Annotated in this window: 21 protein-coding genes; 1 reads left to right on the top strand and 20 read right to left on the bottom strand. The window is 43.1% G+C overall.

Going from position 1 to position 17,677, the window contains the following annotated elements; all coding sequences use genetic code 11:
* Window positions 1–15: 15 nt before the first annotated feature.
* Window positions 16–519, bottom strand: a complete 504-nt coding sequence (locus ASG93_RS29920) for a tetratricopeptide repeat protein (protein WP_056838123.1) — start codon at window positions 517–519, stop codon at window positions 16–18.
* A 64-nt stretch (window positions 520–583) separates the two neighbouring features.
* Complete coding sequence (locus ASG93_RS29915; RefSeq protein WP_056838121.1) at window positions 584–922, bottom strand: nucleotide pyrophosphohydrolase; 339 nt, start codon at window positions 920–922, stop codon at window positions 584–586.
* 111 nt (window positions 923–1,033) lie between these two features.
* Here ASG93_RS29915 and ASG93_RS29910 point away from each other — a divergent pair, with 111 nt between their 5' ends.
* Window positions 1,034–1,906: a YitT family protein gene (locus ASG93_RS29910; RefSeq protein WP_056838119.1), complete on the top strand. Its 873-nt coding sequence runs from the start codon at window positions 1,034–1,036 to the stop codon at window positions 1,904–1,906.
* A 53-nt stretch (window positions 1,907–1,959) separates the two neighbouring features.
* On the opposite strand, the gene ASG93_RS29905 is transcribed toward ASG93_RS29910, so the two are convergent.
* The 18 genes from ASG93_RS29905 to ASG93_RS29820 all read right to left on the bottom strand — a co-directional run bounded on the left by ASG93_RS29905 (window position 1,960) and on the right by ASG93_RS29820 (window position 17,673).
* Window positions 1,960–2,838, bottom strand: coding sequence for a sporulation protein YpjB (locus ASG93_RS29905; RefSeq protein WP_056838117.1), 879 nt, complete (start codon window positions 2,836–2,838; stop codon window positions 1,960–1,962).
* 66 nt (window positions 2,839–2,904) lie between these two features.
* Window positions 2,905–3,567 carry a DUF1405 domain-containing protein gene (locus ASG93_RS29900; RefSeq protein WP_235551011.1) on the bottom strand — a complete coding sequence of 221 codons (663 nt, stop codon included), beginning with the start codon at window positions 3,565–3,567 and terminating at the stop codon, window positions 2,905–2,907.
* Window positions 3,568–3,636: 69 nt separating this feature from the next.
* Window positions 3,637–4,527 carry a menaquinol-cytochrome c reductase cytochrome b/c subunit gene (locus ASG93_RS29895; RefSeq protein WP_056838115.1) on the bottom strand — a complete coding sequence of 297 codons (891 nt, stop codon included), beginning with the start codon at window positions 4,525–4,527 and terminating at the stop codon, window positions 3,637–3,639.
* Window positions 4,528–4,547: 20 nt separating this feature from the next.
* On the bottom strand, window positions 4,548–5,219 hold the full coding sequence (gene qcrB, locus ASG93_RS29890; RefSeq protein WP_028554311.1) for a menaquinol-cytochrome c reductase cytochrome b subunit: 672 nt from the start codon (window positions 5,217–5,219) through the stop codon (window positions 4,548–4,550).
* A gap of 17 nt (window positions 5,220–5,236) precedes the next feature.
* Entirely contained in the window at window positions 5,237–5,782 is a 546-nt protein-coding gene (locus ASG93_RS29885) for a ubiquinol-cytochrome c reductase iron-sulfur subunit (RefSeq protein WP_056838113.1), read from the bottom strand.
* A gap of 283 nt (window positions 5,783–6,065) precedes the next feature.
* Window positions 6,066–6,497, bottom strand: a complete 432-nt coding sequence (locus tag ASG93_RS29880; RefSeq protein WP_056838112.1) for a DUF2487 family protein — start codon at window positions 6,495–6,497, stop codon at window positions 6,066–6,068.
* Window positions 6,498–6,567: 70 nt separating this feature from the next.
* Complete coding sequence (locus ASG93_RS29875; protein ID WP_056838111.1) at window positions 6,568–7,599, bottom strand: LCP family protein; 1,032 nt, start codon at window positions 7,597–7,599, stop codon at window positions 6,568–6,570.
* 157 nt (window positions 7,600–7,756) lie between these two features.
* Window positions 7,757–7,945, bottom strand: coding sequence for an IDEAL domain-containing protein (locus ASG93_RS29870; protein WP_056838110.1), 189 nt, complete (start codon window positions 7,943–7,945; stop codon window positions 7,757–7,759).
* A gap of 178 nt (window positions 7,946–8,123) precedes the next feature.
* Window positions 8,124–9,278 (bottom strand): hypothetical protein, encoded by a 1,155-nt coding sequence (locus ASG93_RS29865; protein WP_056838223.1) that lies wholly within the window; start codon window positions 9,276–9,278, stop codon window positions 8,124–8,126.
* A gap of 141 nt (window positions 9,279–9,419) precedes the next feature.
* Window positions 9,420–10,001 (bottom strand): histidine phosphatase family protein, encoded by a 582-nt coding sequence (locus tag ASG93_RS29860; protein WP_056838109.1) that lies wholly within the window; start codon window positions 9,999–10,001, stop codon window positions 9,420–9,422.
* Between the two features lie 51 nt (window positions 10,002–10,052).
* Entirely contained in the window at window positions 10,053–10,682 is a 630-nt protein-coding gene (locus ASG93_RS29855) for an anti-sigma factor family protein (protein WP_047674229.1), read from the bottom strand.
* Window positions 10,683–10,688: 6 nt separating this feature from the next.
* A complete protein-coding gene (locus ASG93_RS29850; RefSeq protein ID WP_056838107.1) occupies window positions 10,689–11,270 on the bottom strand; it encodes an RNA polymerase sigma factor in 582 nt (193 codons plus the stop codon).
* 418 nt (window positions 11,271–11,688) lie between these two features.
* Window positions 11,689–12,558, bottom strand: coding sequence for a polysaccharide deacetylase family protein (locus ASG93_RS29845; RefSeq protein ID WP_056838105.1), 870 nt, complete (start codon window positions 12,556–12,558; stop codon window positions 11,689–11,691).
* A 173-nt stretch (window positions 12,559–12,731) separates the two neighbouring features.
* Window positions 12,732–13,820: a prephenate dehydrogenase gene (locus ASG93_RS29840; RefSeq protein WP_056838103.1), complete on the bottom strand. Its 1,089-nt coding sequence runs from the start codon at window positions 13,818–13,820 to the stop codon at window positions 12,732–12,734.
* A gap of 24 nt (window positions 13,821–13,844) precedes the next feature.
* Window positions 13,845–14,945 (bottom strand): histidinol-phosphate transaminase, encoded by a 1,101-nt coding sequence (gene hisC / locus ASG93_RS29835; RefSeq protein ID WP_056838101.1) that lies wholly within the window; start codon window positions 14,943–14,945, stop codon window positions 13,845–13,847.
* A 17-nt stretch (window positions 14,946–14,962) separates the two neighbouring features.
* Window positions 14,963–15,778: a tryptophan synthase subunit alpha gene (gene trpA / locus ASG93_RS29830; RefSeq protein WP_056838099.1), complete on the bottom strand. Its 816-nt coding sequence runs from the start codon at window positions 15,776–15,778 to the stop codon at window positions 14,963–14,965.
* A 3-nt stretch (window positions 15,779–15,781) separates the two neighbouring features.
* The gene (trpB, locus tag ASG93_RS29825) at window positions 15,782–16,978 is read right to left on the bottom strand and encodes a tryptophan synthase subunit beta (RefSeq protein WP_056838097.1); all 1,197 of its coding nucleotides are present in this window, start codon (window positions 16,976–16,978) and stop codon (window positions 15,782–15,784) included.
* Window positions 16,975–17,673: a phosphoribosylanthranilate isomerase gene (locus ASG93_RS29820; RefSeq protein ID WP_056838094.1), complete on the bottom strand. Its 699-nt coding sequence runs from the start codon at window positions 17,671–17,673 to the stop codon at window positions 16,975–16,977. The genes trpB and ASG93_RS29820 overlap by 4 nt, the downstream gene beginning before the upstream one ends.
* Between the last annotated feature and the right edge of the window lie 4 nt (window positions 17,674–17,677).

Genomic DNA, 17,677 nt, shown 5'->3' with positions numbered 1-17,677 from the left:
TTGTATGTTTCAAGCCTATGATTTCATCTTTTGTCGATAGAGCGCCGCATGCTGTTCCGCAATTTCATGATGAGGTTCTAACCGAACCGCTTCCATAACGGTTTGATAGGCTCTCCCATAATCCTTACGAAAAGCAAATGCCTCTCCTAGAATAAGATACGCTTCAATAGCCAGAGGATCAAGAGTAATCGCTTCTTTAAGTAAGAAAATCGCACGTTCCGCATGCTCAGTCTGGGCGCTTAGCTGTTTTTGTGCTTTTTCAACTAATTCTCTTGCATGCAGTACTTGCAGATGATAACGATAAGCTTCTTTATCTTTAACCAGCTCTACAGCCCTAGAAGCATGCTCAATGGCTTTAGACAATTTGTTACTTCTTGCAAAAGTAATCGATAGCTTGTAGTGATAGGCAGCATTGTTTGGTTCTTCAGCTATCGCTTTTTCAAACCATTCAATGGCTTTTTCAAAATCATGACCAAGTATGGATTCGTACGCTTTCTGTATTTGAGTTTCTCCATTCATCTGCCCATCCTCCTCTACCCGAAATCGAGTCTCCCGTTATTGGGGATGGTATAGTTTATGAAGCTTATGTAGTTTCGGTGTTAATTTTGGTCCATCGACCCGCGTCCCGCGTGTTGAATTTATGCATGATTTTATCGTGCGCTTCCGTTAAATCAATGCCCAAAGAGTTCGCGAAACAGATGGTTATGAATAGAATATCACCGAGTTCGAGCTCAATTGAATTGTCATCTTCCGTGCTTTTTTTAGGCTTTTCACCATATGTGTGATTCACTTCTCGGGCTAATTCGCCAACTTCTTCTGACATTCTGGCCAGCATAGCTAAAGGACTGAAATATCCTTCCTTAAACTGGGAAATATAAGTGTCAACCTCTTGTTGTATATCTTTAAGAGTACGTTCGGACATGTTCACCCTTCTTTCCATCATCTTCACCGAGCTATCATTACTATGTTAAACTATAGAAGAAAAGTTGACAAATTTTTTTGGCAAAACCATCAAGTATTTGGAGGAACAGGAATGAGATTTAAAGAACGATTTGCTGATCGATTTACGAATGTTGTTGCAATTATGATCGGCACGGCTATTTATGCGTTTGGTTTGCACTATTTTGTTATTTCCAATGAGCTAATGGAGGGCGGGGTTACAGGTATTTCCTTGCTGCTCAAATACGTACTAAATGTACCCCCTTCCCTATCTACCTTGCTGATTAATATTCCTCTGTTTTATCTCGGATGGAAAAATTTCGGAAGAGGACAGATGCTATACACCATCTTCGGCGTCGTCTCGTTGTCTTTCTTTCTATGGATCATGGAGCTGCTCATTCGAAAAGAATGGCTGATCCCTTTTCACACCACACAGGATTACTTTCTAGCGACTCTATATGCGGGTATCACACTCGGGGCTGGACTCGGACTTGTCTTCCGTTTCGGAGGTACAACAGGCGGCTCTGATATCTTGGCACATATCGGCAATAAGAAGAGAGGATGGAGTGTCGGCCAAGTCATCCTCATTATTGACGTTATCGTCATTGGCTCTTCGTTAATTTATTTACCAAAAGAGAAGGTCTTATATTCACTTGTTGCCGTCTTCGTAAGTTCTCGTCTCATCGATTATATTTCCGAGGGCGCATACGCCGCCAAAGTATTTACCATTATTAGCGATCAAGCAAGTCAATTAGCACAAGCCATCACGACGGAATTAGACAGAGGAGTGACTTTATTCCCAGCTAGAGGAGCTTACTCCGGCAACAATAAGGAAGTTGTGTATTGTGTCGTCTACCGTCACGAAACGAGAAGGCTTCGCGAGCTTATTCATGCCATGGATCCTAGGGCATTCATCATTATTGGTGAAATACATGATGTTATTGGGGAAGGATTCAAAAAACAGTAGCGCAAAAAGTGGGTTGAGCAGCTATATTAGCTTGCTCAACCCACTTTTATGTTTCACCTATTTTCGCCTTCTTTTGTATGCTTAACATGTACAATGTTGCGTCCTGATTGATACATTCGCCATCCTACAAAGGAAAGCACACTGACAATAATGAGACCAATGCCTAACGACCAGATGATTGGCTGTCTAGGGTCCGTAATTGGCACGAAAGCGATCGCATCCTTGTGCTTCAGAAACAACTCATCCAAAACTTGATTTAAATGGTCAAGCCCTGATTCCAATTGTCTCGTCGACATAGGCTGACTATTCAAATTCGTTCGGATGAAAGCGAGCAGCGAATCAAGCTTTTCGACGGAAGAAGCATCTCGGCTAATCAGCAAGGAAGGATGAATAATGGCAATATGTTGGGACAGCTTGCCGAAACTCGCCAACGCCTCCTTCTGTTTATTCGCTTTTACGGCCTCATTTAGGATATTTGTATCATTTTGCAGCACTTTATGGTATTGCAGCCACATAGGCTGGTTCTTATGCGTTAGCGCATCCGTAGCGAGACGGATTTTGGCGACAGCGATCTGCCCTTCTTCTGGTGAATAAGCTGCGGCATTATAGACCCTTTTCGCTTGTGTAATCGTCTCCGTTAAAGCATTTAACCCCTCTACAGATGTAATCCCCTCGAAATGAATCTTGGGTATCTGATCAGACATTTGCATCAGTTTATTTCTTGCTTCTGGTACTTGTCCATCCATGGTTTGTTTGTACATTTCATCGGCAATTTGGTTCAAAAAAGCTATCCGCTCTACTTGTTCAGGATCTATTAACTTAGCGGCTTGTCCGTTTGTACTCGTGCTAACTCCGCAAGCTGAGCTTATACTTATAACAACTGCCAGCAGAAGTGTGGTTGTTAACCATTTCATACCGGAATAATTAAACATGGGACATCCCCTCCTTCACCATCATCATATGGAGGTTTGTCCCAATTTAGACCAGCTGCTATTCAGTTATGTACTTCTTTTCTTGCGGAAAAGCAGGCATACGATTGCTATCAAAATAGCTGTCACACTTAACCCCACTGTGAACCACTCGATGTTACTTAAATAATTGTCCACAAGTACATCAGGTAATCTTGGAAAAACACCTCTTTCATAATCCATGAAATCGTTCCAGAACGTCCACACTGCCACAAGTACGATTGCGGTAAGCTTATAGGTATTCCATCGAACAAATAGCAGCGCTTCCACAGCCATTGCCAAATGGGATCCTGTCAACATCCAACCATCCCAACCTACGGGAACTCCCTGCCAGGCACCTGTCCAAATCATGGCAACCGCCCAGATTCCATATTTAAATGAAGTAATCAGTGCAAACACTTCAACAAACCCGCGAATAGCTCGATAGAGCTTACCAGGTTGCTGATCCAAAGAACGGTCTAAAAGCAGGAAGCCAATTGATAGTGTGAAAAACAAGCTGGCTGTTGGGCTGTCTGGAACGAAAAATACGTACCAAACAGGGTAATTAGCAATCGTATCGACCATTTGTTCCCAGTACCACTCATAGCCATAAACGGTACCTAAAAGGTTTGAAATAAAAAACGCCCACAACATCTTTTTGCTGAGCAGAAAATCCTTGCTCCAAAAATAGGAAACGGACAACCCTTGCTGCAAGTAAGCTCCTCCTCTTGTGTCAACTTATCTAAAAAAACCTGACCGCTCTCGCGATCAGGTTTTCCTATTTTATTGGGCCTTTTGTTTGGATAGCCACTCCGCAAGCTTCGTGATATCGGCATCAGACAAGCCTTTATCAATGTTAGCTTGGTATTGTTTACCCATGTTACCCTTACCGTTTTTGATAATACCAAGAATCTCATCTTGGGAATGCTTATCACCAACACCAAGTAAGGGAGGTACACCAGAAGCCGGCATCCCTTTAAGTCCAGCGCCATGACAAGATAAGCAAGTTGCTTTTTTGAAAATCTCTGCACCAGGATCATCTGCTGCAACGATAGCTGCAGATTTCTTGGTTTCCTTTGTAGCACCGCCGCCACCAGCTGCGCCTTTTTTCGCGTGCATCTCTTCCTCACGCTTAATGTGCTCTGGAACGATGTTTTTCTCTTTCAATTCTACTTGGTAATGAGACCAAGATGTATACGTCAAATACGTACAAGCGATAAGAGATAAAATCATCAAGCTTGAAGCGATCGGTCTTCTGTAGAAACGACGCTCTTTACCTGTGTCCAAGAAAGGAGCAAGCAGCAAGCCGCCAAACAGTAAACCAGGTACTACAACCGCACCAAGAACAACGTAGTCTCCTGATGTATATGGGTATTTCAATAATTGATACATGAATAAGAAATACCAATCCGGCATTGGGATGAACGCTGTGTTCTTAGGATCCGCAGGATATCCTAGCGGAGCTGGATCCGACATGACCAGTACTAGCATACCGACCAATACGACTACACCAACCATCCATTCTTTCAACAAGAAGTTTGGTATGAACGCTTCTGATTTCCCCGGATATGCAGAATAATCTTTAGGAATCAGTCGCTGCTCTTCTGTTTTCTTTATTACGCGGGAATCTCCCACATAAACGATTTTTTCGTCAGACTTATGACCATGCGCCACGCTATTTGCCCCTCCTTCAATTATAGCGGTCCGGAAATACCTTGTTTGCGAATCATGAAGAAATGTCCAGCAAGCAAAGCTAGCAGAACGCCCGGCAGGAAGAATACGTGGATGGCAAAGAAACGAGTCAATGTTTGAGCGCCAACAATGCTTCCACCTTGCAGCAATGTTTCAATATAAGGTCCCGCGAACGGTACAGATGCTGCAATCTTCATACCTACTTGTGTTGCGAAATACGCTTTGTTATCCCATGGTAGCAGGTATCCGGTAAAACCAAGACCTAACATAACGAAGAAAATCAACATGCCTACAACCCAGTTCATTTCACGGGGTGCTTTATAAGAGCCTGTGAAGAACACGCGCAGGGTATGTAAGAACATCATGACGATAACTAAGCTGGCTCCCCAGTGGTGCATACCTCTGACAATAACACCGAAAGCCACTTTATGTTGTAAATAGTCAACGCTGGCATACGCGTTGATAATATCAGGTGTATAGTACATAGTTAAGAACATACCTGACAAAATTTGAATGACTGTAATGAAAAACGTCAATCCGCCGAAGCAATATACGAAAGCGGAAAAATGATGAGCAGGGTTTACGTGCTCTGGAACCTCGTGGTCTGCTACATCCCTCCACATTGGCGTAATATCAAGACGTTCGTCAATCCAGTTGTATACGTTTTTAAACATCTGATGCTGACGCCTCCTTATACTCTTGTGTTAGCATGTAGTTGTCCCACATAAACGAAACCATTCTCTACTTTGGTCGTGTACTCATCCAAAGGCTTTGGTGCTACAGCAAGGTTCTTACCATCTTGCGTATAGTGAGCACCGTGACAAGGACAGAAATACTGATTTTTGTAAGCAGGATTATCGTTCCAGTTGACTGTGCATCCGAGATGCTTACAAGTTGGATTCAACGCAAAGAGCTTGCCGCCGCTGTCTTTGGAAATCCATGCAACCAGTTCAGCATCGCTTTCGTACCAGCCATCTACCTGATGAATTTGAAACGTAAACGCTTGTGGAACATTTGTAATTTTACTTTCTTCGACAACTTTAACCCAATCTGCAGCACTCTTCTTTTGAAGGACAGGATCAATAGCAAACCGTATCATCGGTATAATAATACCGGCTCCCATGAATCCTCCAGCGCCACCAAGGGTGTAAGAAAGAAATTGTCGACGAGACATTTCGCGTTTGGTCCCGGGTTTCTTCCCATGCTGTTCTTCTTTGTGATTGTTATGATCACTCATTCTCAGGTCTACCCTCCTACATTGGCCGAAGTCCGAACCCTCTCGGACGTCAGTTACCTCTATCACGTGTCGTTCGACATTACACTACATAACTAGGACATTACTAATAATAGCCTACGTCTACTAGGTCGTCAAGAATCCATAACTCCTTTTCATCGGTTGAAAACTCGGCCATTGGACAAATTTTAACGAAATTGTCACAACTTTTTGGAAGCTATAGAAATTAATTTCTCCCCTTATCCTGCACAACTTTTTTTCCATTAATACGCTTATCCGTTTAAAGTTAATCGTTCAGCTGCCATAGATCTTGTACTTGTTTGGAAATGCTTGATTTGATTAGTTCCGATTGGCTCGTCCACTGCTTCATATCGACAACAATCAGCAAATCCGTTTGCTCATCCTTCCAAAGAGCTGCTTCTGTATGTATGGTAAGACCGATAACATAACGGAACCCCATTCTTTTTAAATGAAGTGAGATGGTGTTCAACTGTTCTCTCATATCCGTACCCGTTATGTAGTGCAGCGCTGGATATGTTACTACTCTTCCCTTATATGGAATTTCAATTGTTTCCAGAGCATCTCGAAGATGTTCTAACGCGAGTGTCACTTGTGCTGGATCTTCAAACCCCGTCAACCCCGTCAATGGGAGTAAACAGGTGTCCAAATACGGTTTCAATTCTGGCCAATCTTGTGCTGAGATATCATTAAACTTCAACGAGTTGTCCTCCCCTATCGTTTGCCAAATTTACGCTTGCTATGTAAGATCGTGAAGCTCATCTTGTACTTTAATCCGTCCTTTTCTTACTGTCAATCTGCTCGCCTGATTGTTGACCACGCAAAGCGTCGAGCGCTTCCTCTAGATCTTGCTGTTTCACAACCAGATAGGGGCTCTCCCATTCGCCTTTTAATTGGATGTAGTTTACGGTTGCCGGTTTCAAGTCACGGTAGGATTTCGTCAATGTACGAAGCTGATCGGCTGGAATATCCGTTTTAACGGTTCCTCCAATGATATCAAGCACACTTCCCCAAGCGGTCAAACCATTCAATGTGGTTAACTTATCTAGTAACTGATTAAGTACTTGCTGTTCTCTTTGATTCCGCTCCATATCCGAGGATTCTGCCGTGCCTAAATTGGATTTCCGGTAACGGATAAAGTCTAACACTTGTTTGCCATTCAACTGCTGTTTTCCTTTGTTCAGATGAATATCCGTTCCGTCACTTGCATCCTGATAGCGCATATCCATATCAACTTCGACGGTCATTCCCCCTAATTGATCGATGAGCTTCCGAAAGCCTTCAAAATTAATAACGGCCATATAGTCAATTGGCACTTGATAAACATCACTGAACAGTCTTTTGGTTTCATGAAGGGCCGTTTCTTTATTTTTATTGTAATAATAAGCATAGAAATAATTCGCTTTATGAGATCCGTCTAATCCTGACTTATCTGCTTCAATCTCCAGATCCCTTGGAATGGATACCACCGTACCTTGATGCGTTTGCGGATTAATACGGAACAGCATCATGACATCCGTATTCAGCGATCCCTCATTGCCTTCTCGTTCATCTATTGCCGTCAGAAGGAAAGTTAGCGGCTTCTCAATGGGGTTAGCTGCTTGCGTAACAGGAACATAGCTTTCGCCATTTAAGTTTGATGCTTTGGTGGTTTCAGGCGCAGCAATATGATCCAAAGTTTGGTTCAACTTGTTATATAGATAAGCTGCATACACAGACGCTGCTCCTACAAATAGCCCTGTGATCAAAAGAACGGGTATCATTACTTTTCGAATACGAGAATTTTTTATCATTTTTTTCATTCGTTGTCTCCTTATAGTTTTTGATATAATGCTCTTTTAAATAGACGCGCGGGTCGTCAAATTAGTTCTTTTTCACCCGATATCCAGCAAAAAAGACATGTGAATAAGATTCACATGCCCTCTTTTTGTGTGTGTATGGCCGCCACCAAATAAGTAATTAACCCAACGATTGTAACATTTTGAGCTCAGACGTAAGAGCTAAGAACGTAGTTTGATCTCCCTTGGCTAAAGCGCGGTCAATCTCTTTATAGAGATTTTCTTCTTTATATTTGCGTATGGCATTATCCCAAACCATTTCCGCGAAAAGTGCCAGCAGCGCATCGTTAGATACATTCATTTTTCCCATGAGACCTACCTCCAAATGTTGTCCGCGGTTTGTCAGGAGCTTCTTTTTCGCAAAAACATGTAAGTCTGTTTCTTGGTGTATGCCAATCCCTTGTGTTTGCCCCTACTGCATCATATTCACTCGTTACATTAGCGCTTCCTTCAATCGCCCGATTCAATAGGAATGTGTCTTTACCTATCTACTTAACTTCTTCTCTGAAACGTATACTTTCTTTATCCATAAAGAGGACGACCTTATCTTCTTCAGCTACAAAGGTTCCCTGAATCACTTTCGTTCCGAGCTTGGTGACTTGAATCACAGTACCATTCTCCTGATCTTCCCCGATCCGAACTAGGCCCAAATGCATCATCATTTGTAAAATACGTTGTTCCACGATCGATTCAGAACTATCATAATAGAAAGGTTTTACAAGCTTACAAAGCACCTCTCCAAGTGATGTCGTGGTCACCCATTGCCCACCTAGACGGTCAATCCAGGCCACAACGCTTTGCACATTCGGAATCGGATTTTTATAAAGCCGCAGCCAAAACTTATACACTTCAGCTAGGTTTTCTTTCTTGCCTTCTACCAACCGTGCTTTTCCATCTTCTGTTAATCGAAGTGTTTGTGAATGCTCACTAATCAGTTGCCTGTAAAAGCAATAATCATAGATGAAAGAAAACCGGTTCGGATACTCTTTAAACATGCGGCCATAGCCGAATCTCCATGTTCCCTTTGTTACCATTTCTTCTTGAACCGATAATCGATTGAGAATTTGTTGAAGCTGCCTTTTGTACATAGAACCTTCCGCTGTGAGTTGTATTTCCTGTTCTTGAGAGATGAACGTCAAGAAATGAAAAATGTCATCGACGATAAGCAATTGCTCATCACGGTACACATTGGGTTCATTTGTTGTTTTCAGGCTTTGTTTGAACTGACCGGTTAGAACATCACTAAATCTTCGCTTCAGATCTTGCGGGACATGAAATAAAAACTTCGTTTGCTGTGAATAGCCGTTAAACAACCATCCCAGCTTCTTGAATTTAATGATCATATCCCGGGGATTCCATTCCTCCGAATCCTCCTTCTGAAATCGTGATTGCCCAACTCTAGCGATAAGTTCTTCAATACTGAAAGCATTGCGAGGATCGAATAGCAGTGAATTCAAGAATCTAATATCCTCTATAGCTAAGCCTTGAATATGCTTTTCGAAAATCTCTCTGCGCAGCGCCGTGCTCAAAATCGATTGAATCAATTCATTCTTCGAATGACCATTACACTCACACTCGTAGGTATGAGCAATTCGGCCTAATTCATGGATATCGGCATAACTGAGCATATCCGCTAGGTTCATTTCCATCCTACATCCCCCAATTAGCGAAGCTTACAGCTCCGTGGTTTCTAGTAACCATTATGGGATTTTTCACCGAAAATATTCCAATCGAAATAAAAAAACATGACTCTTTCAAAAAAGTCATGTTTTACTTAATACCTATTATTCAGTTATAGATTGTAAGTGAGTTAAACAATTATATAATTGAAGCTCCCAGCCTTCTTCTTGACGTAGTAGAATAGTCAGCGAAGTATTCTGTAGAAAATCTTCACTATCTAAGCGAAGGACCCTAAGAATCTGCACAATAAATCCTCCATGAGAAATTAATAATATTTTCCCATTCGGATAAGCCTGTATCAATTCTGCTTCTAGCTCTGTCCATCGTTTCCATAGATCATCATCCGATTCTTGACCTAGTTCCTGAAGCTTCCAATTGGGCCCCCAGCGCTCTTCTCTTTCCGCAACGGTAGTTCCTTCTACCTGCCCATATTTGCGTTCCCTCAGCCTCTTATCCGTGCGTATAAAGGTTATCCCCGATAGATCCGAGACGATTTGTGCAGTTTCTCTTGCTCTCTTCAGATCACTGCTTATAATGCCATCCCAGTTTTCTTTGGCTAATCTTAGTCCAAGTAATCGAGCTTGTTCTCTGCCTTCCTCAGTTAAATCCGTATCTAGCTGCCCCTGAAGCTTACCAAGACGATTCCATTCTGTGCTCCCATGGCGTATGAATCCGATTGTTGTCATTACTTGCCCCTCCACCATCTCTATAAAAATAAAAATGCTCCTACAGGAGCATTATGCTTTTGTTCGTGACAACCAATTCATAATAATAATTGTTGCAATTAGACCTAGTATCGAAACGACCAGTAAGTAATGTGGATAGGAGTGAATTGGTCCTACGTGGAAGCGTAAAGGTTCCATGAAACTAGGATTCAGACTCGCTACTGCGTCCCCCATCTTATGACCATTCATCGATTCAGTACCGCTGGTCTTCAAGGCTTGCGGTGCTTGAAGATCGAACAAGGAATTATCCGCAGTTGCTATTGAAGATTGAGGCGTTCCATCGTACACGATTGCAAATAAGAAGCTGAATACGAATAAGGCTAAACAAAAAGCAATAACAGCGGTAAGATTCCGTCTAAGTGTGTAAGAAATGGCATACATACGTTCAGAAACTGGAATTCGCCATGACTCATTTTCGTAAATCCGATTCATAACCTTGCCCGAAACCATTGGCTCATAATCAGGCAGCTCACTCTCGATCGCTGCAGTACGAATCAGTATCGTACTTTCTTCCCATATTTGAAATTCTTCCGCACATTCAGCACAAGTTGTTATATGCTCATCTACCGCGGCACGACGCAGGTCATCATTCGGTAAATCCCAATATACCCCAAACAACTCCTGGATCTCACTACACTTCATGCTCTTTCATCCCTTCGATTCTTCGAATATCGGTTCACTGAAATAAGGATCCAGATGTAATTTAACGGATGCCCTTGCTCTAAACAAGAGTGACTTCACCGAGCTTACCGTTTGACCTAAAATGTTCGCGATTTCCTGATAATCCATCTGATCGTATTCTCTAAGTATCAAAGCCGATCGTTGTTTCTCCGGTAAACTATTAATAGCTTCGCGAACCATAGACACTTTCTCATTACGCAGCATAGCTTGCTCTGGCATGGCATCAAAGGACGCATGTGGCGTCAATCCACTTTGTTCCAGCGAGACTTGAACACTTTTATTTTTGCGCAGCTCACTTAGAACCGTATTACGGGCAATGGTGTACAACCAGGTTGAAAAGGACGCCTCGATTTCACGGAAAGAGTGCAAACTGCGATACGCTTTATAAAAAGTTTCGTTACACAGATCTTCAGCGATGGCTTCCATCTGCGTATTCTTTAACATATGAAATATAAATGCAAGGATTTTACGCTCGTAACGACGCATAAGTTCATTGTAAAGTTGAACATTTCCATCCTTGATTTCTCTGATCAATTGGGAATCGGTCATTACGTGGCGGCCCTCCTAACGACTCCGGGTACCACTCCAACTGCTCATACATGTTGTACTGCGGCAGGAGTGAAAAGTTGCGGTTATTTGTAAAAGAATTATGAATTTATGTACGAATAAAATACGAGCCTATAAAAACTTCTTGATTCATTACGAAATTCCTGCTAGATTCGACAAATTGTTCGATAAACTTCAATTTGCAGCGTGTCTGATGCACACAACAGACTGTCCTTCCCATTATATAATAAAATCAGAAAAATATGGTACATAAGCACAAAAAAAAACCGCCGAATCGGCGGTTGCACTTATGGTGCGATTATCGGATAGGAGTGGAGAGAAACCATACTGTACTTTTATTATATGTATACGGTTTCATTCTGTCAATACTTATTTTGAAAACGTTTACCAACTCAATTTTTTAAGATTGAATGGGTTGTATTTGATGTCTCATGGCTTGTTTAATCAAATTATTTATGGAATGCGGTCGAATGAATGGACTGCCTGCATTGATCCGTGGGATTTGCATAGAATCCGTTTCCTTCGTAGTTATACCTTGCTTAGTTGTAAAGGCAAACTTAACTCCGGCTTCCTGTAGATAAGTAATCGTTTGATTATCATAGCTTCCAAAAGGATACGCATAGGAATCCACGGACTTTGAGCCATTCACTTCAATAAGTTTTGAAAGACCTGTACGAGTATCATTCAGAACTCTTTTTTTGAATTCAACGTCTGTTTCTGTTATTCCGTTTTGTATTATTTTGTTGGTTAACAGGGGCTTGCCACTATTCATCGCATGCAGCGCATCCGAATGACATTGAAAATCAATACCGGCAAACTCTTGTCTCATTTTCTTAATCTCTTCTCTAGACAAGGATGGTAAAGGTGTTCCTTCCGGGTTGTCCAAATCTTTGGTAATAACGAAATTCACAGCAGGTATTCGCATTTTTTTGAGTATCGGATAAGCATTGGTGTAGAAGCTTTTGTACCCATCATCAAACGTTACAAGTACCGCATTGTCGGGAATTGCCGTCCCCTCTGACTTGAAGCTTTTAAACTCATCTATGCTTATGAAATGATAGCCTTTCCGCTGCATAGCTTCTAACTGCTTTTCGAACAGCTCTGTCGATATCGTCACGGAGCTCTGATCCCGATCATCGATATGGTGATATACCAGTACAACAACTTCATTTGAATAAACAACATCATTGGCGCTCGCTAAGGATGGTAAAAAATTGATGAAAGCGATTAACAAAATAAGCATACTTTTTCCTATCAATTGGACCTTCATCACGTTCGCCCCACAATAAATTATGTAATATATATATGAACAGATGTCATTATATCACGAAGCTTTTTCTTTGAAAATCTGTTAACAAAAATAAAATAAGCTGATTCCTTCCCTCTTTTTGAATTGTCCAAAAAAGGGAAGAAAGCAGCTATTTGATCATACAACTATGAGCGTCATACATGCACTGCGTATGGCCCGCTGAGCAGTCCGGAAGCCCGATCGGCGTCTTCTTGATTTCGAAAAGAAAGACGCAGTATACCGGGAACATCTTCACGGCTTTCAATAATTTGAATGTTGCTTAAGTTTATTCTAGCGTTGCCGAGTAAGGTTGTAATTTGGCCTATGATACCAGGATGATCGGGAATATCCACATAAATATCGAATAAGGACGTAATCATCCCTTTTCTGCGTTCAGGCAATTGACTGCGGAACTCACCCGCAACACGGAATTGTTCAGCGATCCCTTCTCCGTCACTTTGTTCCAGCAACTTAATAAAACGTGACATTTCTAGATTCCAATCCGTGAGCAGTTTAAGCAGCACGTCTTTATTGTTAACAAGAATATCGCGCCAAATCATCGGTTCACTTGAAGCAATACGTGTGATATCCCTGAAGCCGCCAGCGGCCAGATTTTGATACAACGGATTCGTTTCGTTATAGCTTCTTACTTGGTTAACCAATGCAACCGCAATAATATGCGGTAAATGGCTGATTGCTCCTACGATATCATCGTGTTCGCGGGCACCTACTTGAACAATTTGAGCCTTCGTCTTCCTAAGCAGTTCTGTCAAACGATCAACCTCAGCTTGAGGTGTACCTTCTGCCGGTGTCAGAACATAGAACGCATTTTCGAAAAGATGCGAGGAAGCCGCCTCCACCCCATGACGTTCAGATCCTGCCATTGGATGGCCGCCGATAAAATAGACGTTTTCCTTGACAAAGGAGGCTGCACTCTCCGTGATTGAAGCTTTGGTACTACCGACATCAGTGATGATACAACCATCTTTCAGCGGGAGCTGCATGAGCTGCTGGACATATTCCTCTAACATACCAACTGGCACGCATAGAAAAATGTAGTCCGCACCTTCTGCCGCTTCAGCCATATTAGTTGTTGCCGTATCAACAACATTCCGTTTTAGAAGCTTTTCAACTGATTTCGGATTCGGCGAGTGACCGACGACCGTAAACCCTGGTTTTCCTTTATAGCATAAGGCGAGTGATCCACCGATCAGCCCTACACCGAATATCGCAATTTTCGTCAATGAAATCAACCTTTATGATTTAAATTAGGCCTGAACTGCAACCTCAGCAAGCACTTGCGTTAAAGCCGCAATGAATTTCTCATTCTGCTCGCGCGAACCGATTGTAACACGAAGCGACGTTGGGAAGCCCAACATATGACCTCCACGAATAATAATCCCTCGACGCAGCAAACCATTAAATACTTCCGCAGCTGGAAGGCCAACATTCACCATGATGAAGTTACCATGTGCTGGAAATGCCTGCAGACCCATCTTGTCAAACTCTTCAGTTAAGTATTGTAAGCCAGCCGTATTCGCTTCTCGGCAGCTTTGGATAAAATCTTGATCCTTGATTGCGGCAAGCGCAGCAGCTTGAGCAAATCTGGTTGTGTTAAAAGGTTCCCGCACTTGATTAATCGATCGAATAACATCAGGATGTCCGATCCCGTAACCAATTCGCAGAGAAGCCAACCCATAAATTTTGGAGAAAGTACGCAGCGCTATGACATTGCGGTATTGACCAATTAGTTCTATGCTATCCGGGAATTCCCCCGTCGTGTTGTACTCGCAGTAAGCCTCATCAAGAACGACGATAACATGATCTGGAACTTTGGCCAAAAATGCCTTAATCTCCGCATCGGTATTCATCGTCCCTGTCGGATTGTTCGGGTTACAAATCCAAACAATTTTCGTACGTTCCGTAATGGCAGCAAGCATGCCATCCAGATCGTGTGTTCCTTCTTTCAAAGGAACTTCAATGGACACAGCGCCTTCGATTTCACAGTTATGCTTATACTGGGGGAACGTATGTGTAGCCATAACGGATTCGTCACCTTGAACAAGGAAAGCCCGCGCCAGCATCAGAATAACTTCATCAGAGCCTGCGCCAAAAATAAGCTGATTCGTTGCTACGCCAAGGGATTCAGCAACTGCTTCTGTCAATTGCACAGCTCCCCCATCTGGATACAAGCTGATGTTGGATAATTCCGCTTCAATCGCAGCTTTTACTTTTGGCGAGGAGCCGAAAGGGTTTTCGTTAGATGCCAGCTTAATCACTTCTGTCAAACCTAGCTCGCGTTTCACTTCTTCAATAGGTTTACCTGGTTGATAGACAGGTAAATGTACAATCGTTTGTTTCGGTTTCATGATTGTCACCTCGTCAATTAGTTGTCCGAACGTTTTAATTGTCCCACAAAGTTACGAATTTGCAAGAGTCCTTCCGGGTTTGCAGCATCAACCTCTAAATGAGGCAGTACGCTCTCAATCGTTCGTACTATGGCACTTCCTACTACGACTCCATCACAAAGCTTCTCAAAGCGCTGAACTTGCTCGCGATTCGAAATACCGAAGCCGACGACAATCGGAACACTGGCAGCTTCCCGTACAGTTGCAAGAAAATCCTCAATGCCTCCGAAGAATTCGGCGCGCTCACCTGTTACACCTAATGAGGATACACAGTAGACGAATCCGCGGGCTCCAGCTGCAATTCGTTTAACGCGCTCATTGGATGTTGGCGCAACCAACGGGATAAGATGAATCCCATTAGCTTCAGCAATCGCTCTTGTCTCACTATCTTCTTCAAGCGGAAGATCAGGAATAATAATGCCGCTGATTTCATTCTCCTGCATCGCTTTGAAAATGCGCTCCAGTCCAATTTGTAAAACTGGATTATAATACGTAAAGAGAATGAAAGGCAGCTTAGAACCTCTGCTTCTCGCTTGACGAGCAACGTCCATCACATCAAAGATCGAAATTTTACGCTTTAAAGCACGTTCAGAGGAACGTTGAATCACAGGACCGTCAGCTAAAGGATCGGAATAAGGAACACCTAGCTCAATCAAGTCGGCACCTGCGCGTTCCATTTCCAGAATAAGCTCAAGGGATGCTTCAAGGGAAGGATCTCCGATGGTCAGGAAAGGAATCATCGCTGTTTCTCCGCGCTCTTTGAGCTCGGCAAATCGACTGTCAATACGGTTCATCGCTTATTCCCTCCCCATGTCGAGATAGCTCATAATGGATTCAACATCTTTATCGCCACGACCAGAAAGATTTACGACTATAATTTCATCCTTGGACATGGTAGGCGCTATCTTAACCGTTTGAGCAATGGCATGAGCACTCTCTAAGGCAGGAATGATTCCTTCCGTGCGGCTAAGCAGCTGAAGCGCGTCTAGTGCTTCCTGATCCGTGATCGGATAATATTGTGCTCTCTCAATATCTTTGAGGTAGGAATGCTCCGGTCCAATTCCAGGGTAATCTAAGCCTGCTGAAATGGAATGAGCCGGTAGAACTTGACCATACTCATCCTGCAGCAAATAGCTAAGTGAACCTTGGAAAACACCTGGAGTCCCCTTGGTCATTGTAGCTGCATGCTCCTCCGTATGAATACCGCGGCCAGCCGCTTCCACGCCAATGAGCTTCACGGATTCATCTTGGACAAACGGATAGAAAATACCCATGGCATTACTGCCTCCGCCTACGCAAGCAATTACTGCATCTGGCAATCTGCCTTCCGTTTCAAGAATCTGCTCTCGTGACTCATCTCCAATGACACGTTGGAAATCCCGCACCATCATTGGGTAAGGATGCGGTCCTGTAACGGACCCTAGAATATAATAAGTATCCTGAACGTTGCTAACCCAGTAACGCAGCGTTTCATTACAAGCATCTTTCAACGTACGTGTACCAGACGTTACAGGTATGACATCAGAGCCAAGCAATTTCATACGGAAAACATTTAACTGTTGACGCTTCGTGTCTTCCTCGCCCATGAATACTTTACATTCAAATCCCATTAGCGCAGCTACTGTTGCAGATGCTACACCGTGCTGCCCAGCTCCAGTTTCCGCAATAATCTTCTTCTTCCCCATTCGTTTTGCGAGAACCGCTTGTCCAATGGTGTTATTAATTTTGTGAGCACCCGTATGGTTCAAATCCTCACGCTTCAAATAAATTTTGGCTCCGCCCAGAAGCTCAGAAAGTCGCTCTGCATAATAAAGCGGTGTTGGCCGGCCTGAATATTGTTTTTGTAGGTAGCGCACCTCAGCAATAAATTCAGGATCATCTTTATATTGTTCATAAGCTTCTTCAAGCTCAATAAGAGCATTCATCAACGTCTCAGGTACATAACGGCCGCCGAACTTGCCGAATCTGCCGTTCTGGTCAGGTACTTGCGTCACTTTCGAGTCACCCTTTCCACAAATGCTGTAATTTTGGCTATATCTTTTACGCCATCGGTCTCAACGCCGCTGGAAACATCTACGCCATCGGGGTAATAGGCGGTTACTAGTTGATCTACATTATCTGGCCCAAGTCCGCCTGCAACAAGCAGCGACACTCCCGCTGAACGTGCCCACTCCTGATAAACAGGAATGCAGTCCCAAGCAAAAGTTTTACCTGATCCTCCCCCATAAACAGGGTCGAATGTATCCAGTAAAACAGCATCAACAGTCCCAATATAAGGGTCAAGCTGCGCGGCTACATCCTCTAGATCGGGGATTTTGTTTTCTGTTTTGGAAATCGAAACGGATTTGAACACTTTCACTTGAAACTGATCACGAACCCATCGGCAAAAATCAGGTGCTTCCTGACTATGTAACTGTACGACATCAAGGGGAGCCACCTCCAGAATGTCCGTTAACTCCTCCTTGCTCGGATTAACGAATACCCCTACAGTTAAGGGGACAGATACCCCATTTGCCTGTTCTGATTTCAAAAAAGAAATCAGTTCTCCAGCCTTCTCTGCCGTTACCTGCCGCTTGCTCGGTGCAAAAACAAAACCGATATGTGCTATCGGCAAATGCACGATTGATTTTAACACTTCAACGCTTTGAAGTCCACAAATTTTTACCGTTGGAACCGTCCCCACAGCCATCAAA

Source organism: Paenibacillus sp. Soil787 (genome assembly GCF_001429545.1).
In the GTDB taxonomy this organism is placed as follows: Bacteria; Bacillota; Bacilli; order Paenibacillales; family NBRC-103111; genus Paenibacillus_E.
Note: the sequence above shows the minus strand (reverse complement) of the source record. Positions and strands in the feature narration are given on the sequence as shown.

Coding starts and splice junctions, on each gene's coding strand:
- ASG93_RS29920 (WP_056838123.1), bottom strand. CDS start 519: ATGAATGGAGAAACTCAAATACAGAAAGCGTACGAATCCATACTTGGT.
- ASG93_RS29915 (WP_056838121.1), bottom strand. CDS start 922: ATGTCCGAACGTACTCTTAAAGATATACAACAAGAGGTTGACACTTAT.
- ASG93_RS29910 (WP_056838119.1), top strand. CDS start 1,034: ATGAGATTTAAAGAACGATTTGCTGATCGATTTACGAATGTTGTTGCA.
- ASG93_RS29905 (WP_056838117.1), bottom strand. CDS start 2,838: ATGTTTAATTATTCCGGTATGAAATGGTTAACAACCACACTTCTGCTG.
- qcrB (WP_028554311.1), bottom strand. CDS start 5,219: ATGTTTAAAAACGTATACAACTGGATTGACGAACGTCTTGATATTACG.
- ASG93_RS29885 (WP_056838113.1), bottom strand. CDS start 5,782: ATGAGTGATCATAACAATCACAAAGAAGAACAGCATGGGAAGAAACCC.
- ASG93_RS29875 (WP_056838111.1), bottom strand. CDS start 7,599: ATGAAAAAAATGATAAAAAATTCTCGTATTCGAAAAGTAATGATACCC.
- ASG93_RS29870 (WP_056838110.1), bottom strand. CDS start 7,945: ATGGGAAAAATGAATGTATCTAACGATGCGCTGCTGGCACTTTTCGCG.
- ASG93_RS29865 (WP_056838223.1), bottom strand. CDS start 9,278: ATGAACCTAGCGGATATGCTCAGTTATGCCGATATCCATGAATTAGGC.
- ASG93_RS29860 (WP_056838109.1), bottom strand. CDS start 10,001: ATGACAACAATCGGATTCATACGCCATGGGAGCACAGAATGGAATCGT.
- ASG93_RS29855 (WP_047674229.1), bottom strand. CDS start 10,682: ATGAAGTGTAGTGAGATCCAGGAGTTGTTTGGGGTATATTGGGATTTA.
- ASG93_RS29850 (WP_056838107.1), bottom strand. CDS start 11,270: ATGACCGATTCCCAATTGATCAGAGAAATCAAGGATGGAAATGTTCAA.
- ASG93_RS29845 (WP_056838105.1), bottom strand. CDS start 12,558: ATGAAGGTCCAATTGATAGGAAAAAGTATGCTTATTTTGTTAATCGCT.
- hisC (WP_056838101.1), bottom strand. CDS start 14,945: ATGAAACCGAAACAAACGATTGTACATTTACCTGTCTATCAACCAGGT.
- trpA (WP_056838099.1), bottom strand. CDS start 15,778: ATGAACCGTATTGACAGTCGATTTGCCGAGCTCAAAGAGCGCGGAGAA.
- ASG93_RS29820 (WP_056838094.1), bottom strand. CDS start 17,673: ATGGCTGTGGGGACGGTTCCAACGGTAAAAATTTGTGGACTTCAAAGC.